The organism is Yersinia sp. IP36721 (assembly GCF_003634395.1).
GTDB lineage: Bacteria > Pseudomonadota > Gammaproteobacteria > Enterobacterales > Enterobacteriaceae > Yersinia > Yersinia entomophaga.
In genome coordinates, this window is sequence record NZ_QCZL01000018.1 from 16,316 (window position 1) to 40,063 (window position 23,748).

The window sequence follows — 23,748 nt, forward strand, 5'->3', positions numbered from 1 at the left end:
ACTATTTAACCTAGTAATTCACTCAAGTATTTTATGCCTCGTCATCCTTATATATTTGTGCCAAACAGTCATATATCAACATGATATATATGACTATTCTTTATCTTTCGCCATTTTGGCGTTATTGGCACTTTTCTGGTGTTTATCCTGTTTTTCGATCGAAGTCAGCATTCCACGTAGGATATTAAGCTCTTGTGTTTCCGGTCTGGCGCGGGTAAACAGACGGCGTAATTTGCTCATAATCTGCCCCGGATGTGCCTGACGAATAAAGCCGGTGTGGGATAAAACCTGCTCCAGATGCTGGTAAAAACGCTCCAGGTCGTCTACCAGTGGATAAGGCGCTTCTTCCTCTTCCTGCTTAGGTGCGATTTCTGCCTGACGATCGAGGAATGCCACTCGAACTTCATAAGCCAGAATCTGCACGGCCATCGCCAGATTCAGCGAGCTGTATTCTGGATTTGCCGGGATCGCCACGTGGTAATGACACTTCTGTAGTTCATCGTTAGTCAGCCCCACGCGTTCACGGCCAAACACCAGCGCCACTGGTGCATGTTCGGCTTCACGTGCGCTGCGAACGCCGCATTCGCGCGGTTCTAGCATCGGCCACGGCAACGTGCGAGAGCGAGCACTAGTGCCAACGACCAGGCTGCAACCGGCCAGAGCCTCATCTAGCGTGTCAACGATGGTGGCATTGCCGATAACATCGCTGGCACCCGCAGACAGCGCGATGGCCTGAGAATCAGGTTTTACCAATGGATTGACCAAATACAAATTAGTTAATCCCATGGTTTTCATGGCTCTGGCAGTAGAGCCCATGTTTCCGGTGTGAGAAGTTTCAACCAAAACAATGCGAATATTGTGCAACATACAAACTCTGAGGGTAGCGGGGAATCGCAACATCTTAACACAAGCGTAGGCATTTATCAGATCCCCTGCTATACTACGCGCCGTTTCTCGTTCTTTAACATCCTAGTTGGAAGATACCCATGCATCCGATGCTGACTATCGCCATACGCGCTGCGCGTAAGGCCGGTAACCTGATTGCCAAAAATTATGAAACCCCGGACGCTGTCGAAGCGAGCCAGAAAGGCAGTAATGACTTTGTTACTAACGTTGACCGTGATGCAGAACATCTGATCATTGACGTTATCCGTAAATCTTATCCAAAACACACCATTATCAGTGAAGAATGTGGTGAATTACTTGGTGAAGAGTACGAAACTCAATGGGTTATCGATCCACTGGATGGCACCTCAAACTTCATCAAACGTTTCCCACATTTCGCTGTTTCCATTGCTGTACGCATCAAAGGCCGCACTGAAGTGGCAGTGGTTTACGATCCAATGCGTAATGAACTGTTCACCGCAACTCGCGGTCAAGGCGCTCAGCTGAACGGTTACCGCCTGCGCGGTACTAACGCGAAAGAGCTGGATGGCACTATTCTGGCTACCGGTTTCCCGTTCAAAGTGAAACAACACGCACCGGCCTACATTAATGTGTTAGGTAAGCTGTTTACCCAATGTGCTGATATTCGTCGCACGGGTTCTGCCGCGCTGGATCTGGCTTACGTTGCCGCTGGCCGCGTAGACGGTTTCTTCGAAATTGGCCTGAAGCCTTGGGATTTCGCTGGTGGCGAACTGCTGGTTCGTGAAGCGGGTGGTATCGTGACCGACTTCGTTGGCGGCCATAACCATTTCAGCTCTGGTAACATTGTTGCCGGTAATCCGCGCGTAGTGAAATCTATGTTGCAGGCAATGAACGATGAATTGAGTGAAGCGCTGAAGCGTTAATTTTCAGCCTCCAGTCCGAATTGCAATGCCAGTCGGTTGACGCTGACTGGCATTTTTTATGGTTGAAATTCAGCGGCCAAATGGGCGAACGCCTCCCATCATGGACGGCTGACTGGAAAGATAAAGCAATACTCCCGCGAAGAGTAAAATGATTCCTCCGGCCAATGCTAAAGTGGCCCAGGCGAGGGAGCCCCACGCCGCCGGTGCGCGATCCCGACTCAAACGTACCGCTAACTGACGGGCGTAGTGAACAAACAGCGCCAGCAGCGAAATGGTTAGTGAAGTTCCTAGCGCCATTGCCAGCGCCGACGCTATTCCCCAAACATATACCCCGATGACTTTGGCAAACAGCAAAACCATAATCGCCCCGGAACAGGGTCGCATTCCCATCGCCAGTATCACCGCCAAACGGGTTCGCCAATCGTTACCCGCCTGCAATTCCTCATCGCTGGGAAGATGACGATGCCCGCAGCCGCAGTTTTCACTATGTACATGATCGGCCGGTAAAGGTTGCAGACGCTGGATAGTGATTTTCTTCGGCTTGAGTAGAGTGATTTGGTGATAAAGCCGCTTTAATGCGCGGAAACACAGTAACAATCCCAACAGGATAACTAGTAAAAAGCTGCCCTTTTCCATCCAGTAGCTGCTTTGATGCAAATAACGGGAGGATAATTGGAACACGCCTAATATCAGCGAGACCAAAGCTATTGCCACTCCGCCCTGTAATAGCGAGGCTAGAAAAGTCAGTTTCAGGCTACTTTTCAGCCGCGCGGGATGCGTAGCCAGATAAGTGACAATCACCACTTTTCCGTGACCGGGGCCAACCGCATGCAACACACCATAAATCAGGCTGAAAAACATCAGCCCCAATCCCGTTTGATGCGGATTTGCTTTTACCTGTTGCAGTAGCTGCGCCATTTGCTGGTGCATGGTTTTTTGCCATACCACGCTTTTAAACAGCAACTCAGGCCAGTACGACCAAGCCAATTGCGCCGCCAGCGCCAAACACAACAGGAACAATGCCAAAGGCCAAAGATGAACGAACCAGTGTTTCTGACGGCGGGTTGCCGGGGTAAAACTTACTGACATTGTAGAGTTATCCGTTGGGCAAATTGTTTTCCTAAAGCCATATCTTCCCCAGGGGAGTCTTCCTTATCTAGCGACAAGGCGTAGGCCTGTAACGATGCGTCCGGATTTGGGGTAAATAAAGTGGCCTGACAACGCTTAGTCCATTCATCTGGTAAATGAATTGCGGCCTGATCCGGGTAAGTCATGTCGACAAAATACGTTGGATCGTAAGTCGAAATTATAAAAGGCTTACCGACCATCGGCTGCGGATCGGCTAAAGGCATCACGAATGCCAATACCGCCCGATGTCCTTTGCGGGACAAATGGTATTCCGTCGGTAAATTCAGGTATTTCACCGGCTTTCCATCGCGGTAAATATCGGTGAAATAGTGCTGCCCCAAGACGTTAGCCATGACTTCCGCCGCCAGTTTCTTCCAGATTTCCGAGTCACTTTTGGCATTTTCTGCGTCATAAAGTAGATCGGCGGAGGTAATTTCATCCATCGTCCAGACCATTTTCATACCGGTCAGTTTCTGGTCATCCACCACAAAAGTGGTTTCCATCTCGATAAAACTGTGCGGATGCGCTAGCCCTGAGGGGCTATACAGTAAAACTGCCACGCCAATAAATAGTCCCCAAATATATTTGTACGACGCATAATTGTTATAACATAACACATTGAACATCTATCAACCCTTGGATTTACAGCAATTATTGTGATGTAAGTTGTAACCCGATGTAAAAGCTATTGCGGCGAGCGCGCTGGTTTTCCCACTTTTGCTATGCTTAGCGTGATAATACCAATCAAACTTACTTCGGAAGGTTTTATGAGCCTAGACACTACACCAGTGCCTGAGCTCTCCGGTCAACAGCGCCGTTGTCATGCGTTATTGCTGCTGTTTACTCCGACATTGCCGGTAAAACTGGAGACTATCAGTCAATTAAATGGCGTCGGGCTTCCGACCACCCGGCAAGATATAGCTGAGGTGGCGAACGAAATCCAGCGTTTCTATCACCTGGATATTCGTACCAATCCGGCTGAGGACTGCCAACTACAAGGAACGTTACTAAATAAACGGCTGTGTCTGATTCATTGGCTACGCCGAGGGCTACGCTATTGTCCCGAGTTTATCGATAAAAACTTTGTGCCAGCGTTACATCAGGCGCTGCAATGGCAAAGTGAAAATGCCGTATTACCGCCGCTACAAGATATCGTGGAACAATGTGAACAGCTTCTACCTCGCCCGCTGGACGAACGTGACCGCTATTTTTTGCAGATTTATCTGGCCTACGCGGTTTGGGAAAATCAGCAACAAAACTACCCGCAGTTAGAGCAGCAGCAGGTGACGTGGTTGAGCCAAAAGGTAGAACTGACCGCCGCCGAGAGCCTGTTTTGCACACTGAATAATCAGCTTTCCCGCCCCTTAGCCAGCAGCGAAAGGGATGTGTTTATCCTGACGTTGACCATGATTAAAGCGCATAGCTACAGCAGCAACCATTCTCCGGAAGATGTTCGCCTGATGGATTCCATTCATCGATTGATTGGACGTTTTCAACAGATTTCCGGAATGGAATTCAGCAGTGACGATGAGTTAATCAGCCAGCTATTTGCTCATTTGGCTCCGGCAATCGAGCGCTGCCGCTTTCATATTGGTGTGGATAATATTTTACTGGATGAAATCAGCAGCAAATATCCCCGCTTGTTACGGACGACTCGCGAAGCTTTAATCGATTTTGAACGGGAATACCAGATTGAATTTTCGGCCGATGAGCTAGGGCTGATTGCCATTAGCTTTGGTGCATGGCTGATGCAGGGCAATGCGTTACAAGAAAAACAGATTTTACTACTGACCAACGGGAACCCGGAGTTGGAGCACCGAGTAGAACAGCAACTGCGTGAGCTAACGCTACTACCACTCTACATCAAATACTTATCTTATTCTGAATACCTAAAATCTGGCGCACCGCCCGGTGCCAATCTAGTGATTTCTCCCTATAAACGAGAAACACCCGAGTCAACGCCGCCGTTAATTCAGGTGCTTTTACCGTTAACAAAAGCAGATCAGATCGCTATTCGTCGTTGGCTGGAAACGCCTTAATCCGCCAGGTCTTCTGGATTCGCTACCACTGCTGGCCGAATAAATAGAGCCGGTACAGCCACCAGCGCCATCACCCAGAATACACCGCCCTGAATATGTTCGAACAGGAAGCCGGAAATCACCGTCATCACCGCAATCCCTCCTCCCATCGCCAAGCCAGAGTAAACGGATTGCAGACGAATAACATCCGCGCCACGGCGAGCGGCGATAAAGCGCATTGCTGCCAGGTGGCAAACGGTAAAGGAGCCGCAATGCAAAATCTGAATCAGCAACAGCCAGTGCAGCTCGGTAGTCGATGCCATCAGACTCCAGCGAATTATCCCGCTGATAGCGGAAAGCAGCAGCAGGCCGCGCGCCGTCCAGCGGCGGAATAGCACATTACTGAAAGCGAAGACCAAAATCTCGGCCACCACGCCCAGCGACCACAGATAACCGATAGTCGCCGCCGAATAACCGGCTTCTTTCCAGTAAATTGCGCTAAAGCTGTAGTAACCCGCATGAGCGCCTTGCAGCAGTGTCACGCACAGCAAAAATCGCCAGACCGGCCCTTCAGACAGTAAAATTTTCCACTTGGTCGCCGGTAATACATTGCTACGAATCTCGCCTTTAGGCATCACATTTGGGCGTAATAAGACGCCCAGCAGCATCGCCGCTACCGCGACGGTCAGGCTGTAAAGAATCGCGTTATGTCCCCAAACAGATACCAGTTTGCCGGTCAACGCTGAACCAATGACAAACGCCAGCGATCCCCACAGACGCACCTTGCCATAATCCATTGAGATCTGTTTTTGCCAGGTCGCAGCCAGCGCATCGGTCAAAGGCACCAGCGGGCCGAAAAACAGGTTAAAACCGGCAATGACTATCATCAGCCACGCCCAGCCACTGCCAAACCAAAAACCGATGGCAAATGCCAGCGTCAGCAAAGCCAGAATTCTTAGTGCAGTAACCAGATGGGAGGGGTTTTTCACGCTAGGGGCAATAATTAAACTGCCGAGGAAACGAGAAACCAGACCAGCGCCTAACAAGATACCGATGGTTTCCGGCGGAATACCTTCGCCTTGTAACCACACACTCCAAAAAGGCAGGAAAATACCGTAAGAAAAGAAGTAGGTGAAATAACTGAGCGCCAGCCAGCGCGTTGATTGCAATACCATAATTCCTCCGGAGTCAGCCAGATACTGTGACAGAGCCCTTCTTCGCTAGCAACCGGGTAATCATCCAAACAAATAGTTTGCAAGCTACCTCACATCACGAGTGAAGAAATTCTCTTTTATCTGGCGTTTCCGCTTTATTCATTACCGGATATTTGATGAAAAAAAACCCGCCGAAGCGGGTTTGATAACAACTATATAAACTCGCAGAAATTATGCATAAACCGGGAAACGGGCGCAAATTTCCAGAACTTTCTGTTTAGTACGTTCGATAGTCGCTTCGTCGTTGATGTTATCCAACACATCACACATCCAGCCAGCCAGCTCGATGGATTCCGCTTCTTTGAAACCGCGACGCGTGATAGCCGGGGAACCAATACGCACGCCGGAAGTCACAAACGGGCTCTTAGGATCGTTAGGCACGCTGTTTTTGTTCACGGTGATATTGGCACGACCCAAAGCGGCATCCGCATCTTTACCGGTGATATCTTTGTCCACCAAATCCAGCAGGAAAAGGTGGTTTTCAGTACCGCCAGAAACCACTTTGTAGCCGCGATCCAGGAAGACAGAAACCATCGCTTTCGCGTTTTTGGCAACCTGCTGCTGGTAAACCTTGAATTCAGGCTCCATTGCTTCTTTCAGCGCTACGGCTTTACCGGCGATAACGTGCATCAACGGGCCACCCTGATTTGCAGGGAATACGGAAGAATTCAGTTTCTTATACAGTTCTTCGTCGCCGCCTTTCGCCAAAATCAGACCGCCGCGTGGGCCAGCCAGAGTTTTGTGAGTGGTCGTGGTGACGATGTGCGCGTGAGGAACCGGGTTAGGGTAAACGCCCGCAGCAACCAGACCTGCCACGTGAGCCATATCTACAAACAGCCACGCGCCGATGCTATCAGCGATTTCACGCATTTTTGCCCAATCAACGATACCGGAATAGGCAGAGAAGCCGCCGATGATCATTTTTGGTTTATGCAGTTCAGCCTGACGCGCCATGTCGTCATAGTCGATCTTGCCAGATTCATCGATGCCGTAAGGAACGATGTTGTACAGTTTACCGGAGAAGTTTACCGGAGAGCCGTGAGTCAGGTGGCCGCCATGGGCCAGATTCATACCCAATACGGTATCGCCGGGCTTCAGCAGCGCGGAATAAACCGCAACGTTAGCCTGTGAGCCTGAGTGCGGCTGAACGTTGGCATAATCTGCGCCAAACAGCTCTTTCGCGCGGTCGATAGCCAGTTGCTCAACCACATCGACATACTCACAGCCACCGTAGTAACGCTTGCCCGGATAACCTTCAGCATATTTGTTCGTCAACTGGGAACCCTGCGCCTGCATAACACGCGGGCTGGTATAGTTCTCAGACGCAATCAGCTCGATGTGCTCTTCCTGGCGCACCACTTCTTGCTCCATTGCACGCCATAGATCTGCATCATAATCGGCAATGTTCATTTCACGCTTTAACATCCGGCTCTCCTGACTCAGCTAACTAAATACACCTAGTGGACCACCCGTTTGGGTTCTGGCCCACAGTGTAAACTGTTTTCACCTCGTTAAGATAGGTCTTGACAGAGGTTTTTACGCAAACGATTGGCTTCAAGCCACATGAGGCTTTGCACTGCTCAGAGTTCACACAAATCAACGGATTTATCCTCATGTTGAGTATGCGGTTTTTTCATAAGTGTGAACTGGCGCGTAACGATAATCGCCCTCATTAATGAATGTGTATTTACAAGCCGTGTTGTTTTTTATAAGATGCATTTAAAATACATGTATTAATTTGCACATTATTATTCGAAAAATTATAGGAGCCTCACCATGCTGGATAGCCAAACCATCGCCACCGTAAAATCAACCATTCCTTTGCTGGTTGAAACCGGTTCGAAGCTCACTGCGCATTTTTACGATCGTATGTTTGCTCATAACCCTGAGCTGAAAGATACCTTTAATATGAGCAATCAGTTCAGCGGCGATCAGCGCGAAGCTTTGTTTAATGCTATCTGCGCCTACGCGGCCAACATTGAAAATCTTTCGGCTATGCTGCCTGCGGTTGAACGTATTGCTCAAAAACACACCAGCTTGAATATTCAGCCGTCTGATTATCAAATCGTAGGCAAACATTTAATTGCGACGCTGGATGAATTATTCAGCCCGGGTCAGGAAGTGTTGGATGCTTGGGCCAAAGCTTACGGTGTGCTGGCAGACGTGTTTATTCAACGCGAAGAGCAAATTTATCGTGAAGTGGAAGAAAATACCGGCGGCTGGAGAACCCTGCGTCGTTTCCGCATTGCGAAAAAAGAAATGCAAAGCGACGTTATCTGCAGCTTCTTGCTGGTGCCGGAGGACGGCGGCAGCGTAGTGAATTTCAAACCAGGTCAATATTTGGGTATTTATATCGAAGATAGCCGGTTAGAAAACCGTCAAATTCGCCAATATTCCCTGACCGCTGCGCCTAACGGTAAATCCTACCGTATTGCGGTAAAACGCGAAGAAAAAGGGACGGTATCCAACTACTTACATAACATCGCGCAGGAAGGCGACATCGTGCGCATTGCGCCACCGCGCGGCGATTTCTTCCTTGATATTTCACCGGAAACCCCGGTAGCGCTGATTTCTGCCGGCGTGGGCCAAACGCCAATGTTGAGCATGTTGCATACGCTGTACGCTCAACAACATAGCGCCGAAGTGCACTGGTTCCATGCGGCGGAAAATGGCCGGGTTCATGCCTTTGCCGATGAAGTCGCTGAAATAGCGAAAAATATGCCGAATCTGAATCGCCACGTTTGGTATCGCCAGCCGGAAGAGCAGGATATCCCTGGCCAGCATTACCATAGTAAAGGCTTTATGAATCTGGCTGAGTTGCAGTCATTAATTATTCATCCCGATATGCATTACTACTTCTGCGGCCCTCTGGTCTTCATGCAGTTTGTTGGTAAACAATTACTGGAAATGGGTGTCCCGGCAGAACATATTCACTATGAATGCTTCGGACCTCACAAAGTTATTTAATTGATAAGTTTTTCTGCGTTTCTTTCCCGGTCAGTCTGTATTGTTGGCCGGTTTTTTATTGTATTGAATCTGTACTTTCCTAAGATAATTATTGCTCTTATATTGTGATCAATAACGCCCCCGCTCGCTTTTATCGTTGCAAACATCTATTATTTATATGAATGTTTAAATATTCATATAATTGAAAATTAATATCATTGTAATCAATAGTATTAAAGTCACTATCTGCACCTAGATAACATAAGGCTAAATACACCCAGCATGAGTAGAAAATTCATAAAAAAAGAAGGGTTGGCTCTGGTATCCATGGCGCGCTATTTAATTGGCGAACGCCCAGGAAATCGACTGAAAACCATCGACGAGTTATCGGATAATTTCGCGATTTCCGTAGGCGTGGTACAACACGCCTTGAAGGTATTGGAACAAGAAGGCGCTATTGTCGTAGAGCGCCGTGGCCGCAACGGAACGCAGCTTATGGATCTCAATATGTCATGCCTGCTACAACAGGCAGATTTGGGTAATATGGTCTGCGCAATGCCGCTGCCCTATACCAAGCTGTACGAAGGGCTAGCCAGCGGATTAAAGGAACAATTTACCATTTTGCCGCTGTATTTTGCCCATATGCGTGGTGCAGAAGTGCGAGTCGAGTGTTTGATCGACGGCATCTACGATATGGCGGTAGTTTCGCGTTTGGCGGCACAGAATTATGTTGATCAGGGTAAGGTTACCGTTGCGCTCAATTTAGGCACGGGTTCCTACGTTGACGGCCACCAGCTGATTTGCCGTCGAGGCGAAGAACATGATATTCGCCGCGTCGGGCTGGATCCGCGCTCTCCGGACCAATGTCTGTTAACGGAAATTAAGTTTGCCAATCAAAATATAGAACGTGTCGATGTGCCTTACAGTGACTGCGTCGCGCAAATTAGCCGCGGCGAAATTGACGCTGCGATCTGGAACCTGACTGACGATGTTTCCCATGATAATTTGCAGGCAACCAAGCTACGTGGGGACGAACGCTATATTCAAGCCTCTCAGGCCGTGATATTGATTAGACCAGATAATCACCCAATAAAACTATTATTGGAGAATGGCATTAATTCAGAGCAATTATTACAGCACCAAAGTGATGTCCAACTCGGTAAAGTTGACCCACGTTATTAATTAATAGTCCGGAGATATTATGGATCCGCGCCTCAGTATTTTATATCAGGCTGGGGTAATTGATGAAGAGGTTTTCCTCGGAATGAACAAAGTTATCAATAGATTAGCTAATTTCTGGCAGATATCTATTGATAACGTTCAGGGGGAAATGGCGGTGACGCATATGGCTAACGCCCTGATGCGAACCCGCCGTGGCGAACTGATTAAGGGAATGGATGCGGATTTGTTGTCCGAATTAATCCAAAGCGAAGATATTCAATATATTCGAGACATTAATCAAGATTTGCTAGCCTACTTTGATATTAAGCCTGATGATAATGAGCAGGGTTACTTGCTGTCTAATTTGTACAGCCTTTACCTTGCCAGTAATCTACCACCTTTGAGATAAGCAGCTACACTGAAGAACACACCAACGCTGATTCATTACATAATAAATATTCAAAAAAATAATAATTTAAATTAATAAAATGACGCCTGAAAGTGTCTAGGAAACAGCATGTTTTTGAATGCCTTAAGAAAACAGAACCCAACCCTGATTGATACAGCCATTATGCTGTGGCAACAGGGTAAAATAGGCCCGGATACTTACGTTATCGATGTAGATCAAACGCTATCCAATGCACGGAGCCTGCTAGACGAAGCCAGACGTTGCAATATCAAGCTATACCTGATGAGTAAGCAATTCGGACGTAATCCCGAACTCTGCAAACGCCTGTTGGCATGCGGCTATCAGGGCGTGGTGGCAGTGGATTTTAAAGAGGTCAGGCAGCTCTATCAGCACGGAATCCCGGTGGCTCACGTCGGGCATTTGGTCCAGCCGCCGTCGGGTATGGTGGACGAAATTGTCAGCCAGCAACCTGAAGTCATCACCATTTTCTCGCTGGAGAAAGCGCAGCAAATTTCTGACGCAGCTCGAAAGCAAGGCAAAACTCAGCCAATCATGTTGAAAGTCAACCAGGCAGGCGATCTGCTCTATGCCGGTCAGGAAGGCGGCTTTGAACTCAATCAACTGCCGGAAGTCATTCAGGCTATTGCTAATATGCCTGCGGTAAGACTGGTTGGCGTGACCCATTTCCCTTGCATGCTGTTTAATCCTCAGGAACAGCGAACCCTGCCAACCACCAATATGTTTACTCTGCTGGCGGCTAAAGAGATTCTGGAAAAACAGGGCGTTAATGTTGAACAAGTCAACGCGCCTTCTGCCGCCTGCATTCAGGTTATGCCCGAACTGGCTCAGTTAGGCGTTACCCATACCGAACCGGGCCATGCGCTAACCGGTACTATTCCAGCCAACCAAAACGGCTCTCAGCCGGAAAAAGTCTCGCTGCTGTATCTATCCGAAATCTCTCATCATGTCGGAGATACCAGCTACTTCTTCGGCGGCGGTTACTATCGTCGTGGCCACCTAAGCAATGCACTGATATGGCACAACCAGGCTTACCACAGCAGTAAGGTATTGCCAGTGGATGACAGCAGCATCGATTATTGCCTGCGTTTGAGCGATAAATTCCCGATCGGCAGCCCGCTGGTAATGAGTTTCCGCACCCAAATATTTGTCACACGCAGCGACGTCGCATTGGTCGAGGGGATCCAACGCGGAGAACCGAAATTAATCGGCCGCTATGACAGTCAGGGGAATAGCCTGAACTAAGGAGATTGCCATGAGTAAATTCATGGTATTGGTCATTGATAGTTTTGGTATTGGAGAAATGCCGGATGTCCCGCTCGTCCGGCCGCAGGATATCGGTGCCAATACCTGCGGGCACATTCTTGAAACCCTTCCCGAATTATATTTACCCACGCTGGAAAAACTCGGTCTGATCAACTCATTAGGCTACGCTCCGAATTTAATGCAGCCCAATCCCGCCGCCGCCTTTGGTCGAATATTATTGCAACATGAAGGTGGCGATACCTTTATTGGCCATCAGGAAATTATGGGCACTTTACCTCTGCCACCGCTTTCTATGCCCTTCTCCGCCGTAATTGATGACGTCGCATCCCAGCTTACCGGCAACGGCTATCAGGTCGAACGCATAACCTTAAACAATCTGAGCTATTTATGGGTGAATCAGGGTGCGGCGATCGGCGATAATCTGGAAGCCGATTTAGGCCAGGTGTATAACATCAGCGCTGATTTCAATCGATTATCCTTCGAGCAGGTGCTAGCCATCGGTCAATTGGTTCGTGAAACCGTTAAAGTCGGGCGCGTTATCGCTTTTGGCGGCGATTTGCCGGATACCGCCGATCTGCTGCGGGCGGCGGAAAGTCGTGAAGGGAAATATATTGGTATCAATGCGCCAAATTCCGGTGTCTATCGACACAATTTTCGCGTCGCGCATTTGGGTTATGGTGTCGATGAACAGGTGCAGGCTCCAGCCATGTTATGGCAGCGACATATTCCTACTGTACTGATCGGTAAGGTTGCCGATATAGTAAGTAATTCTAATGGAATCAATTACGCGGGGATTGTCGATTCTCAGACCATTCTTGATATTATGCGCGACGAATTGCTCAAACCCGGAGACAGTTTTATCTGTACCAACATTCAGGAAACCGATCTGGCTGGTCATCAACAAGACACCCTGCGTTACGCCGACCGGCTGCAACTGGTAGACAGTGCGCTCAATCAGATAATCGCCGCAATGCAACCCGATGACGTCCTGGTTGTCATTGCCGACCACGGTAACGACCCAACCATCGGCCACGGCAAACACACCCGAGAACAAGTGCCACTGCTGGTTTATCAGCTCGGTCTTTCCGCCGTCGATCTGGGCACTCGGCTTACTTTATCCGACGTAGGTGCGACCGCCTGCGCGTTTTTCTCGGCGCCTATGCCGCAAAATGGCCAATCTTTTCTCACTCAACTGCGTCCATCGGTTTCCCGGAGCCTTTCCCAATGATTAACCCCAATGGCTATACCTACGCTCACGAACATCTGCATATTGATTTATCTGGTTTTAAAGACAACATCGACTGTCGTTTGGATCAATACGAGCCGATATGTCAGGAAATGCGCGAGCTGGTGAGCAAAGGCGTTAGCAATATTGTTGAGGTCACCAATAAATACATGGGGCGTAACCCGCAGTTCTTATTGAATCTGATGCGAGATAGTGGCATAAACATCATCGCTTCAACGGGTTACTACACCGATCATTTCTATCCTCAATTGGTGCGTGACAGCTCGGCGCAACAATTGGCGCAGTCCATGATCGATGAAATCGAAGTGGGCATTGATGGCACCGACCTGAAAGCCGGCGTTATCGCCGAGATTGGTACCAGTGAAAACTGTGTCACGGACAACGAGGCAAAAGTGTTTCACGCCGCCGCACTGGCGCACCATGCCACCGGTTTGGCTATTTCGACCCATACCAGCTTTAGCACTATGGGAATGCAGCAAATCGCGCTGCTGGAGCAATATGGCGTACCGCTGGATCGGGTGGTTATCGGCCACTGCGATTTAAAAGAACAGCCGGATTTGATTTTGCAGATGATCGATAAGGGTGTGTACGTCCAGTTCGATACCATTGGTAAAAACAGCTATTTCCCGGATGAACGACGCATCGCCATGCTGGTTTATCTGGCTGAGCGCGGCGTCCTGGATAAAGTCATGCTTTCGATGGATATTACCCGCCGTTCTCATTTAAAAGCCAACGGTGGCACAGGTTTCAGTTATCTGGTTGATTCATTTATTCCAATGCTTTTGGCCGCAGGTATTTCACACCAGCAGGTGGAAATGATGCTGCGCCATAATCCAAACAAATTCTTCTCTACGCAAGGACAGTGACTATGAAAAAGATCGGCATCGTCGGGTTACAACGTGAGCTGATACGAGAACTGATCGATAAAACTGCGCCCGCCAGCTTTGAAACTTTTATTCTGACCGATATGGATGCAGCGGTAAAAGTGAAAGATGGGCAGCTGGATTATTATATTGGCGCATGTAATACCGGTGCCGGTGCAGCATTATCCATGGCAATAGCCATTATTGGTTATAACAAAAGCGCGACCATTGCCAAACCGGGTATCAAAGCCAAACCGGAACAGATCGAGAAATTCATTGCTGAAGGCAAAGTCGCCTTTGGTTTATCCGTGGAGCATATTGAACACGCCATTCCGCTGCTGATCACTCAGCTGCGCTAAGGGGATAACCGTGGATTACATTCATATCATCGTGGTTGCTTTGCTAACCGGGATGACCGCCCTGCTTTCTCACCGCTCCGTCGCGGTATTTCATGACGGTATCCGTCCGATTTTACCGCAGTTGGTAGAAGGTAATATGAGCCGCAGAGAAGCGGGCAGTATCGCTTTCGGCCTCAGCGTCGGCTTTATCGCTTCGGTTGGGATTTCCTTTACACTCTCCACCGGTTTACTGAACTCCTGGTTACTGTTCCTGCCGACTGACATCATCGGCGTGCTGGCGATCAACAGCTATCTGGCATTTGCTCTGGGTGCCGCCTGGGGCATTCTGGCGCTGACTTCACTGCCTGCGGTCAACACAGCGTTAACCTCTCTGCCAGTCAACTTTATCGGTTCGTTGGGTGAACTGAGCAGCCCAGTTATTTCTGCTTTTGCGCTGTTCCCACTGGTCGCTATTTTCTACCAGTTTGGCTGGAAAACTGCTGTAATTTCAGCAATTATCGTGCTGATGACCCGCTTGGTTATCACTCGTTTCACCGGCTTGTTCCCTGAATCCATCGAAATCTTCGTCGGCATGGTATTGCTCATCGGCATAGCTATTGCTCAGGATCTTCGCGCCAAAACCCACCTCGGCGGTGGTGGAGGACATTCCGTATTTGAGGAGCGAACCCAGAGGATAATCAAGAACCTGCCGCTATTGGCCATCGTCGGTGGGCTGATTTCCGCCGTCGCCAGTATGAAACTGTTTGCCGGCAGCGAAGTGTCGATTTATACGCTGGCGAAAGCCTATGCGCCGGGGATTACGCCGGAAGAGTCACTGTCACTGGTTCATCAGGCTTCATTGGCCGAATTTATGCGTGGCTTGGGCTTTGTGCCACTGATTGCCACCACTGCGCTCGCGACCGGCGTGTATGCGGTAGCCGGTTTCACCTTCGTCTTTGTAGTCGGTTACCTGATTCCGAACCCGCTGTTGGCGGCGTTGGTAGGTGCAGTCGTGATCTCGCTAGAAGTGCTGTTACTGCGCACTATAGGTAAATGGCTTGGCCGCTTCCCCTCAGTGCGTAACGCTTCGGATAATATCCGTAACGCTATGAATCTGTTGATGGAATATGCGTTACTGATCGGCGCTATTTTTGCTTCTATCAAAATGGCTGGCTATACCGGTTTCACTATTACCACAGCGTTGTACTTCCTGAATGAAGCTATTGGCCGCCCGGTAATGAAAATTGCAGCGCCTGTCGTTGCAGTGATTCTGGCGGGTATCTTGCTTAACCTGTTCTATTGGCTTGGATTGTTCGTCGTTCCGGTCTGATGGAAAACTCAGTGCACAGCGGATAAATGCCAGACAATCGTCAGCAAGCTACTCGCAACGTCGATTAGCATTCAATTAGTGGTAAAAAAAGAACCCCATAAATGGGGTTCTTTTCGATGATACGACCTGATTTTAATGTTTTCGATTTAGTATCAGTTAGATAGCTTCTTCATCCTGCTCACCGGTACGAATACGTACCACGCGCGCGACATCAAACACAAAAATCTTACCGTCGCCGATCTTGCCGGTTTGAGCCGTTTGCATAATGGCTTCTACGCAGGTATCCACGATATCATCCGCAACGACAATTTCGATTTTAACCTTAGGTAAAAAATCCACCATATACTCAGCCCCGCGGTACAGCTCGGTATGGCCTTTCTGGCGACCGAAGCCTTTCACTTCGGTAACCGTCATCCCGGTAATGCCCACTTCAGCTAAAGCTTCGCGGACGTCATCCAGTTTGAACGGTTTAATAATCGCGTCAATTTTCTTCATGATGGCGAATTCCTGTTTTACCAATTTTTGCGGCCAAAGCCGGATGTGATCGGATAGCGTCTATCCTTGCCGAAACTACGAGCGGTAATGCGCGGCCCAACAGCCGACTGACGCCGTTTATATTCGTTAATATCTACCAGACGAATGACCTTGCGCACAATAGCCTCGTCAAAGCCTTCAGCCACCAAATCGGCTACCGACTTATCATGTTCAACGTAGCCTTCCAGAATCGCATCGAGAATGTCGTAAGGCGGCAGGCTGTCCTGATCTAACTGATCCGGCGCCAGTTCGGCGGACGGCGGACGATCGATAACCCGCTGCGGGATCACGTAAGAAACGGTATTGCGATATTCGCACAGCTTAAATACCAGCGTTTTAGGTACGTCTTTCAGCACGTCAAAGCCACCCGCCATATCACCGTACAGCGTGGCATAACCGACAGCCATTTCGCTTTTATTACCAGTAGTCAGCACAATGCTGCGGCGTTTATTTGATAATGCCATCAGCACCACGCCACGGCAGCGCGCCTGTAAATTTTCTTCGGTGGTGTCTTTTTCAGTACCGGCAAACATCGGCGCCAGTTGTCCCATAAAAGCATCAAACATCGGTTCGATAGATAGAATATCGAATTCGATACCCAGGATTTCAGCCTCTTCCTTCGCATCGGCAATACTGATGTCTGCGGTATAGCGGAACGGCATCATTAACGCCTGAACCTTCTCTTTACCCAGCGCATCTACGGCAATCGCTAGCGTAAGCGCCGAATCTATACCGCCAGAAAGGCCGAGTACCGCGCCTTTAAAGCCGTTCTTGGTCACATAATCACGCACTGCCAGCACCAGAGCTTCATACACTTCAGCCAGCGGAGACAACCCCGCCGCCGGTGCCGCCATGGGCTCGACGACCAAATCCTGGAAGCGGCATAGCGTCGTTTGCTCCGCAAAGGCGGCCAGACGATGCGTCATATTACCTTTAGAATCAAACACTTTTGAACAACCGTCGAAAATCAGCTCATCCTGACCGCCCACCTGATTCAAATAAATCAGCGGCAAATCGGTACGCTGGCAATGGGAAGCCATCAGCGTTTTGCGAATATAAGGTTTTTCACGGTTATACGGCGAGGCGTTAATCGACAGCAGCAGCTCTGCACCTGCAGCTTTCGCAGCGTCTACCGGCTGGTTGAACCACAGATCTTCACAGATTAATAGCCCTAAACGATAGCCTTTCAGCTCAACCACGCAGCTTTCATTGCCAGGAGTGAAATAACGTTTTTCATCAAACACGCCGTAGTTAGGCAACTGTTGTTTGAAGTAGCGACCAAGCAATTTACCTTCGGAGAACAGTGACAGGGCGTTGTACAGCTTATTCCCTTCACGCCACGGATGCCCTACCAGAACCGCCGTCTTTTGCGCTGCGGCCTGTAAACGGTCTAACTGTGCCTCACAGCGCAGGTAGAAATCATCCCGATACAGTAAATCTTCCGGTGGATAGCCCGACAGTGCCAGTTCGGAAAACATGACCAGATCGGCACCGGCCTTTTGCTGCTCATGTAAGGTTTGCAACATACGCTCGGTGTTGCCTTCAATATCGCCAACCAGCAGATTAAGCTGGGCTAACGCAATGGAAAGTGTTCTGTTCATATTGGTTTCAATTCTGCTATGCCACAACAAAGACCGAAGTGTAAATCATTCCCGGTCATTTGTTTAGAACCCGCCGAACGCCTTTTCCAATCGGGTTCCGAGGAAAGAAAGCACTATTCTTTGAAATCGTTGGCGTCCAATTCATGGCGCGACAACAATTTATAGAATTCAGTGCGGTTACGGCCTGCCATTCGCGCCGCCTGGGTAACGTTACCCTTGGTAATTTGCAGCAGTTTACGCAAATAGTTCAGCTCAAACTGGTTACGCGCTTCAACAAAAGTCGGTAAAGCGGTGTTTTCCCCTTCCAGCGCCTGCTCGACCAACGCTTCGCTGATAACCGGCGCCGAGGTCAAAGCAACACACTGCTCTATGACGTTAACCAATTGACGCACGTTGCCCGGCCAGCTGGCGGTCATCAGTCGTTTCATCGCATCGGTGGAGAAACTGCGCACAAAAGGTTTATGCCGTTTGGCGGATTCACGTAGCAGATGATTAGCCAGTAGCGGAATATCTTCCGCTCGCTCATTCAGCGCCGGAATTTTCAGGTTCACGACGTTTAAACGGTAGTAAAGATCTTCACGGAATTCATTTTTTGCCATCGCTTTCGGCAAATCACGGTGAGTTGCCGAGATAATCCGCACGTTGATATCCAAATCTCGGTTGCTGCCCAAAGGACGAACCTTGCGCTCTTGCAGCACTCGCAGCAGTTTTACCTGCAATGATAAGGGCATATCGCCGATTTCGTCGAGGAACAGCGTCCCACCTTCCGCAGCCTGAAATAGGCCTTCCCGGCTACTTACCGCGCCGGTAAATGCCCCTTTAGCATGACCAAAGAGTTCAGACTCCAATAATTGCTCCGGTAAAGCACCGCAGTTTATGGCAATAAAGGCTTTTTTAGCGCGCGGACTGGCGCCGTGGATTGCCTGCGCCAACACTTCCTTACCGGTACCGCTTTGCCCATTAATCAACACGCTAACGTCAGATTGGGCCACCATTTTAGCCTGCTCCAATAAACGCAGCATCAGCGGACTACGGGTCACTATGGCTTCTCGCCAGCTATCATCACCGGCAGGAATGGAAAGTTCGAGCGCGGCATCAATAGCTTTATACAGTGCGTCGCGATCGACTGGCTTGGTCAGGAAGCTGAATACGCCCTGCTGAGTGGCGGCAACGGCGTCAGGAATAGAACCGTGCGCGGTCAGAATAATCACCGGCATACCCGGCTGATATTTTTGGATTTCGGCAAATAATGCCATACCATCCATTTCATCCATGCGTAAATCGCTGATCACCAAGTCGATTTTCTCGCGCATCAATAAGCGCAGGGCTTCCTGACCGCTTTCAGCCGTGGTGACATGGAAACCTTCACTTGTCAGACGCATTCCCAGCAGCTTGAGCAGGCTGGGATCATCGTCAACCAGCAGTAGATTGGCCGGTTTGCGTGGTGTCATGTGGCTCGGACTCCTTTTTGGAAGCGGGTGACGGCTGGGTGGCCGGAGGCGAGTAGGTTTCTGCCGGTTTGGCCTCCGGCGCTGTTACCGGAGTGGTCGGCTGAGCTGCGGGTTCCACTGGCTTGGCCGATTTTTCTGCCGCAGGTTTGGTTTCTGTTGGCTTGGTTTCCACCGGCTTGGTTTCTATCGATTTTGTTTCTATCGATCTTGCCTCTACCGACTTTTTCTCTGCCGCTTTCTCTTCTTTCATTTCAGCCGCTTTGGCCGGCTCTGGATTGGACCCAGCGGCGGCTTTGATTTCTGCCTCAGGCTCAGAAATTTCATTTTGCAGTTGTTTACGTGAAGAAAGCTGACGCTCGATATCGGTCAGGTTTTCCAGCTTACGGGTGGTGTCCTGTAAATGATATTGCAGACGCACCTGACTTTCCCTCAGGCGATCAATCTGGCTGTCCGATTCATCCTGTAAACGTTGATAACGGGCACGTTCTTCGGAAAGAGCAATACGCAGCACTTGCTGTTCCCGCCATAGCTGAATCAGCGGGCGCAGAGAACCGGGGAAAGTCTGGCTATAGCTATTTAGACGCTCAACGATCTGACGACGCTCGGCCATTGATGGATCAGCACTGCCGATCAAAATGCCCTGCTTAAACGCCGTTGACCAGGATAGGGTTTGCATAGATTTGGCCAAGGCTCTGGACTGCGCGGTGCTTAAACGCTCGGCACAGTCCATCGCTCTCAGCCAATAAAGCGAATTCTCCAGAACTTCTTTATCTTCGATATCCCACAGCGTGTCACATTGAGCGGTGCGGTAATCCACAATTTTGCTTTCGGGAATCACCAACTGCACCGCATGGGAAAAGCGTCCGTTGGCGGAACGATCGATACATCCACTCAATAGTAGTGGGGCAAGTAACAGCGTCCCCAAAAAAGCGGCCTTACGATAAGATGGCGTTGCGACAGCCTCCAGGGCGGAGCGCGGCAAAGATTCGGTCTTTTTAAAAAAGCGACTGACAGACCACTTGTACATTATTTATTCATTCTCGGCGGTTAATGGCAATTCAATGCGGAAACAGACGGCTGCATCATCCTGTTCTACCAGATGCAGTTCGCCCTGCATACGTCTGATGCAATCCTGAGCAATGCTCAGTCCCAGTCCACTTCCCTTAACGGCCCCTTTTCGCTGATGGCTTCCCTGGAAAAAAGGCTCAAATATCATGGTTTCTTCGGCTAGCGGAATCGGAGTGCCAGTATTAGCGACATCAATTTGTACCCGATTTCCCACCTGACGGCTGCGGATCCAAATGGTACCGGATTCCTCGCCATAGTGCACCGCATTGGAGTAGAGATTATCGAGAACTCGCATTAATAATGTGGGTTCAGCCCAGCAGATATCCGCTTGCAGATCGACCTCGGTACGAATTTGCTTGGCTCTGGCTGGCAAACTATGGGCAGAAATAACCCCTTCAACCACTTCCAACAGTTCGACATTTTCATGCTCGCCAGAGCCGTCTGCCAGCTTACGGTTATAATCCAGCAATTGTTCAATGAGTTGCTGTAAATGGCGGCTACTGTTATCCAAAATGGCTACCACCTCCTTTTGATCTTGCGTCAACGGCCCGGCGACCTCGTCAGCCAGTAATTCCGTTCCTTCACGCATACTGGCTAACGGCGTTTTCAGTTCGTGAGAAATATGGCGTAAAAACTCGTGTCGCTGGGATTCCAGCCACGCCAGACGCTCACTGAGCCAGATAATCCGCTGCGCCAGTGAACGCAACTCACGCGGCCCTTTAAACAACGCTGTATTGCCTAGCGCTCGCCCTTCTCCCAGGCGATTAATCATACGCTCGATTCCCTTCACCGGGCCGATAATCATGCGGGTGAATAGCACCACCAGAATCACGCTGACCAAAAATAGCAACAACGCCTGCCAGCCAAAAAACTGTCCGCGTTCAGCAATATCCTGCTGCAACTGCTGACCACGAGAGAAAATACTGTCACGAGTGGCCTGAACCATTTCGGCGTTAGAGCGAGAAAAACCTTCCAGTTGCTCCGAAGATTGCGCATCTGGCCCACTGTTCTGGCACTTTATTTCTTCCAACTGAGTGAGTAAGCCACGTAAAGTCTGATAATAGTGGGCGTCAGGCAAGATCGAACCATGGCTATCCAGCATTTGGGCATACTGTTTACGCTGGTGTTGATACAGCTTGGCAAGTGTCGGATCGCCCAATACGCAAAACTGGCGATAGCTACGCTCCATTTCCAGAGCAATGCTGGTCATAGCTTCGCTGCGCCGGGCGTCCGCCAGCGTGGTACGGTTGATATCTGCCGCCTGCTCGCTTAAATGATCCAAACTTTGGTAAGCCTGATAAGCCAGTACCAGCAAGGGTAAAAGCACCAACAGAAACGCCATCAGTACCAGCTGACGCAACGAACGAGGGAATAAACGCCATCTTTTCAACGAAATCATCTCATTACCTATTATTCTGCTTTGATGCTAACCGACTCTCAGAGGATTACAATGTCTGTTACCGCATAAATCCCGCACTATTTCATCAACAAATCATCGACCGCTGATTTTCGAGCAAAAAAAAAGCACCTGCTATGAGCAAAGTGCTTAATTTTAATAGGAAACTGGTTTCCACAATTTTGATTCATCGATGCGATCAGCCTGTTGTATCAACACTCAATCGAATGAGAAATGATTGCGATATCGATGTTTGAACGAATCTGAAGGTATTGCTGATTTGCTTAACAGGGGCAATAACACTATTGCCCCCATTAGCAAGAATATGTGGATGCCCTGAAAATCGCCTCCAGTTTGATGAGCCGAAGCAATCATCGGGGGGATGAGACGAATAGCATCCAAACATGTCCAATATTGATGAACCCTTCATCACAGTAGGACATAGGCGGTGCCTCACTCAACGTGTCGTCCGATGCTTGATAAAGCGCTTGCGCGGCAATATCGGTTTAGGTGGACGATAGGCACCATTCTTAGGCGTCATTCGATGGCTTATGAAGCGCATATTCCGCTTAACTGCGGGGCTGTCATAAAAAGGTGAATGAGCAACTGATTAAGATAATGCAGTTACCGTGCCAACTTTAAAATAAAAATACTAAGACATTGAAAATAAACAGTTATTTAAATAATTCATAATTATAACTTAAAAACAACGGTTAAACAGTTAACGCGTTATTAGCCTTCTGTCTCTAATTCACGACACCCAAAAGCATCAATAATAAAAACATTAAAAATCATGAAGTTATATGTCTCCTATTTGAGACACCGCTTTATGCTGTTGTCGCAATTTACCGACACAAAAATAAAAATATATATTTTTCAACAAATTGAGATCTTCATCTCATGTGGGAATTCATCAAACCTAATCTCGTTACTTATAAATAATGATATTTCATAGATAAGGAAAATTTGTCAGCATCATAGCCAGATGCCCGCGCAAAGAGTTGCTGTCGGCGGTTGCTGTCGACGAAGGAACCCATCGCTAGCTCGGAACAAAGCTCCGCATCCGGCGAGGCAAAAAATGGCTGCTCTACCTCGCAGCCAGAGAACCCGATGCCAACAGAGAGTTAACTGATTAATGAACAATTTAATGCAGTGTCTTAATGCAGTGTCGAATACAAGAGGACGAACTATGAGTGGACATCTGTAATTAGATTTCGGCTAGTTTCCAATACGAAAAATATCAGTTTTGAAAACACAATGAATTTTATACTACTTCACAGCCAAACATCTTTATAACCAGACAGTCTGAATCTTAATTAACATAAAATTACATAGGGATTTTCATAGCTATGAAAACCTGAAATAGAACGCAACGCTTCATAATATTCACCGAAAAAAATCACTATCAGTAATAAAAGTGCCACTCATGTTATCCATGACGCAGATAACACAGGAGGATGTATGACGGTAAATAAACTCGGATTTTTGTGTTCGACCTTAATCATTTTATCTGCCACCGCCTTTGCCAATGATGTAACTCGCACTCGCCAAGACATTCGCTCGACCGTCATCAGTACCGGGCAATTGGCTATGTTACCGGCCATTTCAGGGATTAGGCCGTTATCTCATATCAGTTATATTCCTGACTTTGAAATAACAGACCTACATTATTATTACAGTCAAGAAGCTGCGGAATATAAAATTAAATTCGACTTTGAAGCCCATGGCAGACTGAACTATTACATTTATGTCGTCAACAGCAATAACGCAGAGCTAATCAGCATTAATGGTTTTATTAATAATGACAAGATACCAATAAGAATCAAAATGCACAATATTCAACCAGGAACATATAGGTTAATTATTGAAGTCTTAGATAATAATAAAGAAATGAAAGAAATAAGCTATAGCTTCACGGTGTGATAAGAAATTGGGACCGATTCAGACAAACCAAACGTCAATCAATATCGA

The 23,748-nt window shown here is 48.6% G+C and carries 21 protein-coding genes; 11 read left to right on the forward strand and 10 right to left on the reverse strand.

Annotation, left to right across the window (positions count from 1 at the left end; genetic code table 11):
* Nucleotides 1–93: 93 nt before the first annotated feature.
* Complete coding sequence (trmJ, locus tag DBA33_RS14350; RefSeq protein WP_049601751.1) at nt 94–867, reverse strand: tRNA (cytosine(32)/uridine(32)-2'-O)-methyltransferase TrmJ; 774 nt, start codon at nt 865–867, stop codon at nt 94–96.
* 119 nt (nt 868–986) lie between these two features.
* On the opposite strand from trmJ, the gene suhB reads away from it, so the two are divergent.
* Complete coding sequence (gene suhB / locus DBA33_RS14355) at nt 987–1,790, forward strand: inositol-1-monophosphatase (RefSeq protein WP_064516847.1); 804 nt, start codon at nt 987–989, stop codon at nt 1,788–1,790.
* Nucleotides 1,791–1,859: 69 nt separating this feature from the next.
* On the opposite strand, the gene DBA33_RS14360 is transcribed toward suhB, so the two are convergent.
* A complete protein-coding gene (locus DBA33_RS14360; RefSeq protein WP_064516845.1) occupies nt 1,860–2,879 on the reverse strand; it encodes a nickel/cobalt transporter in 1,020 nt (339 codons plus the stop codon).
* A complete protein-coding gene (locus DBA33_RS14365; RefSeq protein ID WP_064516843.1) occupies nt 2,870–3,544 on the reverse strand; it encodes a DUF1007 family protein in 675 nt (224 codons plus the stop codon). Before DBA33_RS14365 ends, DBA33_RS14360 begins: the two co-directional genes overlap by 10 nt.
* Before the next feature lie 141 nt (nt 3,545–3,685).
* Between DBA33_RS14365 and csiE the strand changes: the two genes are divergently transcribed.
* The gene (gene csiE / locus DBA33_RS14370) at nt 3,686–4,957 is read left to right on the forward strand and encodes a stationary phase inducible protein CsiE (protein WP_064516841.1); all 1,272 of its coding nucleotides are present in this window, start codon (nt 3,686–3,688) and stop codon (nt 4,955–4,957) included.
* Here csiE and DBA33_RS14375 read toward each other — a convergent pair.
* Together DBA33_RS14375 and glyA are read right to left on the reverse strand one after the other, a co-directional pair.
* Nucleotides 4,954–6,111, reverse strand: a complete 1,158-nt coding sequence (locus DBA33_RS14375) for a 3-phenylpropionate MFS transporter (protein WP_064516839.1) — start codon at nt 6,109–6,111, stop codon at nt 4,954–4,956. The two genes, csiE and DBA33_RS14375, sit on opposite strands and share 4 nt — an antisense overlap.
* 210 nt (nt 6,112–6,321) lie before the next feature.
* Nucleotides 6,322–7,575 carry a serine hydroxymethyltransferase gene (gene glyA, locus DBA33_RS14380; protein WP_064516837.1) on the reverse strand — a complete coding sequence of 418 codons (1,254 nt, stop codon included), beginning with the start codon at nt 7,573–7,575 and terminating at the stop codon, nt 6,322–6,324.
* A gap of 351 nt (nt 7,576–7,926) precedes the next feature.
* Between glyA and hmpA the strand changes: the two genes are divergently transcribed.
* From hmpA to DBA33_RS14420, 8 genes are all read left to right on the forward strand, one after another.
* Complete coding sequence (hmpA, locus tag DBA33_RS14385; protein ID WP_064516835.1) at nt 7,927–9,117, forward strand: NO-inducible flavohemoprotein; 1,191 nt, start codon at nt 7,927–7,929, stop codon at nt 9,115–9,117.
* Between the two features lie 261 nt (nt 9,118–9,378).
* Complete coding sequence (gene yhfZ, locus DBA33_RS14390) at nt 9,379–10,278, forward strand: GntR family transcriptional regulator YhfZ (RefSeq protein ID WP_064516833.1); 900 nt, start codon at nt 9,379–9,381, stop codon at nt 10,276–10,278.
* Between the two features lie 19 nt (nt 10,279–10,297).
* Complete coding sequence (locus DBA33_RS14395; RefSeq protein ID WP_064516831.1) at nt 10,298–10,666, forward strand: PRD domain-containing protein; 369 nt, start codon at nt 10,298–10,300, stop codon at nt 10,664–10,666.
* A 108-nt stretch (nt 10,667–10,774) separates the two neighbouring features.
* Nucleotides 10,775–11,929, forward strand: coding sequence for a YhfX family PLP-dependent enzyme (locus DBA33_RS14400; protein ID WP_120806684.1), 1,155 nt, complete (start codon nt 10,775–10,777; stop codon nt 11,927–11,929).
* 10 nt (nt 11,930–11,939) lie between these two features.
* The gene (locus DBA33_RS14405) at nt 11,940–13,178 is read left to right on the forward strand and encodes a phosphopentomutase (RefSeq protein ID WP_064516827.1); all 1,239 of its coding nucleotides are present in this window, start codon (nt 11,940–11,942) and stop codon (nt 13,176–13,178) included.
* Nucleotides 13,175–14,062, forward strand: a complete 888-nt coding sequence (locus DBA33_RS14410) for a phosphotriesterase-related protein (protein WP_064516825.1) — start codon at nt 13,175–13,177, stop codon at nt 14,060–14,062. The genes DBA33_RS14405 and DBA33_RS14410 overlap by 4 nt, the downstream gene beginning before the upstream one ends.
* A gap of 2 nt (nt 14,063–14,064) precedes the next feature.
* Nucleotides 14,065–14,418 carry a DUF2620 domain-containing protein gene (locus DBA33_RS14415; RefSeq protein WP_049601783.1) on the forward strand — a complete coding sequence of 118 codons (354 nt, stop codon included), beginning with the start codon at nt 14,065–14,067 and terminating at the stop codon, nt 14,416–14,418.
* A gap of 10 nt (nt 14,419–14,428) precedes the next feature.
* Nucleotides 14,429–15,727 (forward strand): YhfT family protein, encoded by a 1,299-nt coding sequence (locus tag DBA33_RS14420; RefSeq protein WP_071925602.1) that lies wholly within the window; start codon nt 14,429–14,431, stop codon nt 15,725–15,727.
* Nucleotides 15,728–15,883: 156 nt separating this feature from the next.
* Here DBA33_RS14420 and glnB read toward each other — a convergent pair whose 3' ends face one another.
* The 5 genes from glnB to DBA33_RS14445 all read right to left on the reverse strand — a co-directional run bounded on the left by glnB (nt 15,884) and on the right by DBA33_RS14445 (nt 21,780).
* Complete coding sequence (glnB, locus tag DBA33_RS14425) at nt 15,884–16,222, reverse strand: nitrogen regulatory protein P-II (RefSeq protein ID WP_004718065.1); 339 nt, start codon at nt 16,220–16,222, stop codon at nt 15,884–15,886.
* A gap of 17 nt (nt 16,223–16,239) precedes the next feature.
* Nucleotides 16,240–17,862, reverse strand: coding sequence for an NAD+ synthase (locus tag DBA33_RS14430; RefSeq protein ID WP_064516823.1), 1,623 nt, complete (start codon nt 17,860–17,862; stop codon nt 16,240–16,242).
* A gap of 113 nt (nt 17,863–17,975) precedes the next feature.
* Nucleotides 17,976–19,313 (reverse strand): two-component system response regulator GlrR, encoded by a 1,338-nt coding sequence (glrR, locus tag DBA33_RS14435; protein ID WP_064516821.1) that lies wholly within the window; start codon nt 19,311–19,313, stop codon nt 17,976–17,978.
* Nucleotides 19,276–20,340 (reverse strand): two-component system QseEF-associated lipoprotein QseG, encoded by a 1,065-nt coding sequence (gene qseG, locus DBA33_RS14440; RefSeq protein WP_120806685.1) that lies wholly within the window; start codon nt 20,338–20,340, stop codon nt 19,276–19,278. Before qseG ends, glrR begins: the two co-directional genes overlap by 38 nt.
* Nucleotides 20,341–20,343: 3 nt before the next feature.
* Nucleotides 20,344–21,780, reverse strand: coding sequence for a HAMP domain-containing sensor histidine kinase (locus DBA33_RS14445; RefSeq protein ID WP_064516817.1), 1,437 nt, complete (start codon nt 21,778–21,780; stop codon nt 20,344–20,346).
* 1,458 nt (nt 21,781–23,238) lie between these two features.
* On the opposite strand from DBA33_RS14445, the gene DBA33_RS14450 reads away from it, so the two are divergent.
* The gene (locus DBA33_RS14450) at nt 23,239–23,700 is read left to right on the forward strand and encodes a hypothetical protein (RefSeq protein WP_064516815.1); all 462 of its coding nucleotides are present in this window, start codon (nt 23,239–23,241) and stop codon (nt 23,698–23,700) included.
* Nucleotides 23,701–23,748: the final 48 nt, after the last annotated feature.

Coding starts and splice junctions, on each gene's coding strand:
- trmJ (WP_049601751.1), bottom strand. CDS start 867: ATGTTGCACAATATTCGCATTGTTTTGGTTGAAACTTCTCACACCGGA.
- suhB (WP_064516847.1), top strand. CDS start 987: ATGCATCCGATGCTGACTATCGCCATACGCGCTGCGCGTAAGGCCGGT.
- DBA33_RS14360 (WP_064516845.1), bottom strand. CDS start 2,879: ATGTCAGTAAGTTTTACCCCGGCAACCCGCCGTCAGAAACACTGGTTC.
- DBA33_RS14365 (WP_064516843.1), bottom strand. CDS start 3,544: ATGTTCAATGTGTTATGTTATAACAATTATGCGTCGTACAAATATATT.
- csiE (WP_064516841.1), top strand. CDS start 3,686: ATGAGCCTAGACACTACACCAGTGCCTGAGCTCTCCGGTCAACAGCGC.
- DBA33_RS14375 (WP_064516839.1), bottom strand. CDS start 6,111: ATGGTATTGCAATCAACGCGCTGGCTGGCGCTCAGTTATTTCACCTAC.
- glyA (WP_064516837.1), bottom strand. CDS start 7,575: ATGTTAAAGCGTGAAATGAACATTGCCGATTATGATGCAGATCTATGG.
- hmpA (WP_064516835.1), top strand. CDS start 7,927: ATGCTGGATAGCCAAACCATCGCCACCGTAAAATCAACCATTCCTTTG.
- yhfZ (WP_064516833.1), top strand. CDS start 9,379: ATGAGTAGAAAATTCATAAAAAAAGAAGGGTTGGCTCTGGTATCCATG.
- DBA33_RS14395 (WP_064516831.1), top strand. CDS start 10,298: ATGGATCCGCGCCTCAGTATTTTATATCAGGCTGGGGTAATTGATGAA.
- DBA33_RS14400 (WP_120806684.1), top strand. CDS start 10,775: ATGTTTTTGAATGCCTTAAGAAAACAGAACCCAACCCTGATTGATACA.
- DBA33_RS14405 (WP_064516827.1), top strand. CDS start 11,940: ATGAGTAAATTCATGGTATTGGTCATTGATAGTTTTGGTATTGGAGAA.
- DBA33_RS14410 (WP_064516825.1), top strand. CDS start 13,175: ATGATTAACCCCAATGGCTATACCTACGCTCACGAACATCTGCATATT.
- DBA33_RS14415 (WP_049601783.1), top strand. CDS start 14,065: ATGAAAAAGATCGGCATCGTCGGGTTACAACGTGAGCTGATACGAGAA.
- glnB (WP_004718065.1), bottom strand. CDS start 16,222: ATGAAGAAAATTGACGCGATTATTAAACCGTTCAAACTGGATGACGTC.
- DBA33_RS14430 (WP_064516823.1), bottom strand. CDS start 17,862: ATGAACAGAACACTTTCCATTGCGTTAGCCCAGCTTAATCTGCTGGTT.
- glrR (WP_064516821.1), bottom strand. CDS start 19,313: ATGACACCACGCAAACCGGCCAATCTACTGCTGGTTGACGATGATCCC.
- qseG (WP_120806685.1), bottom strand. CDS start 20,340: ATGTACAAGTGGTCTGTCAGTCGCTTTTTTAAAAAGACCGAATCTTTG.
- DBA33_RS14445 (WP_064516817.1), bottom strand. CDS start 21,780: ATGATTTCGTTGAAAAGATGGCGTTTATTCCCTCGTTCGTTGCGTCAG.
- DBA33_RS14450 (WP_064516815.1), top strand. CDS start 23,239: ATGACGGTAAATAAACTCGGATTTTTGTGTTCGACCTTAATCATTTTA.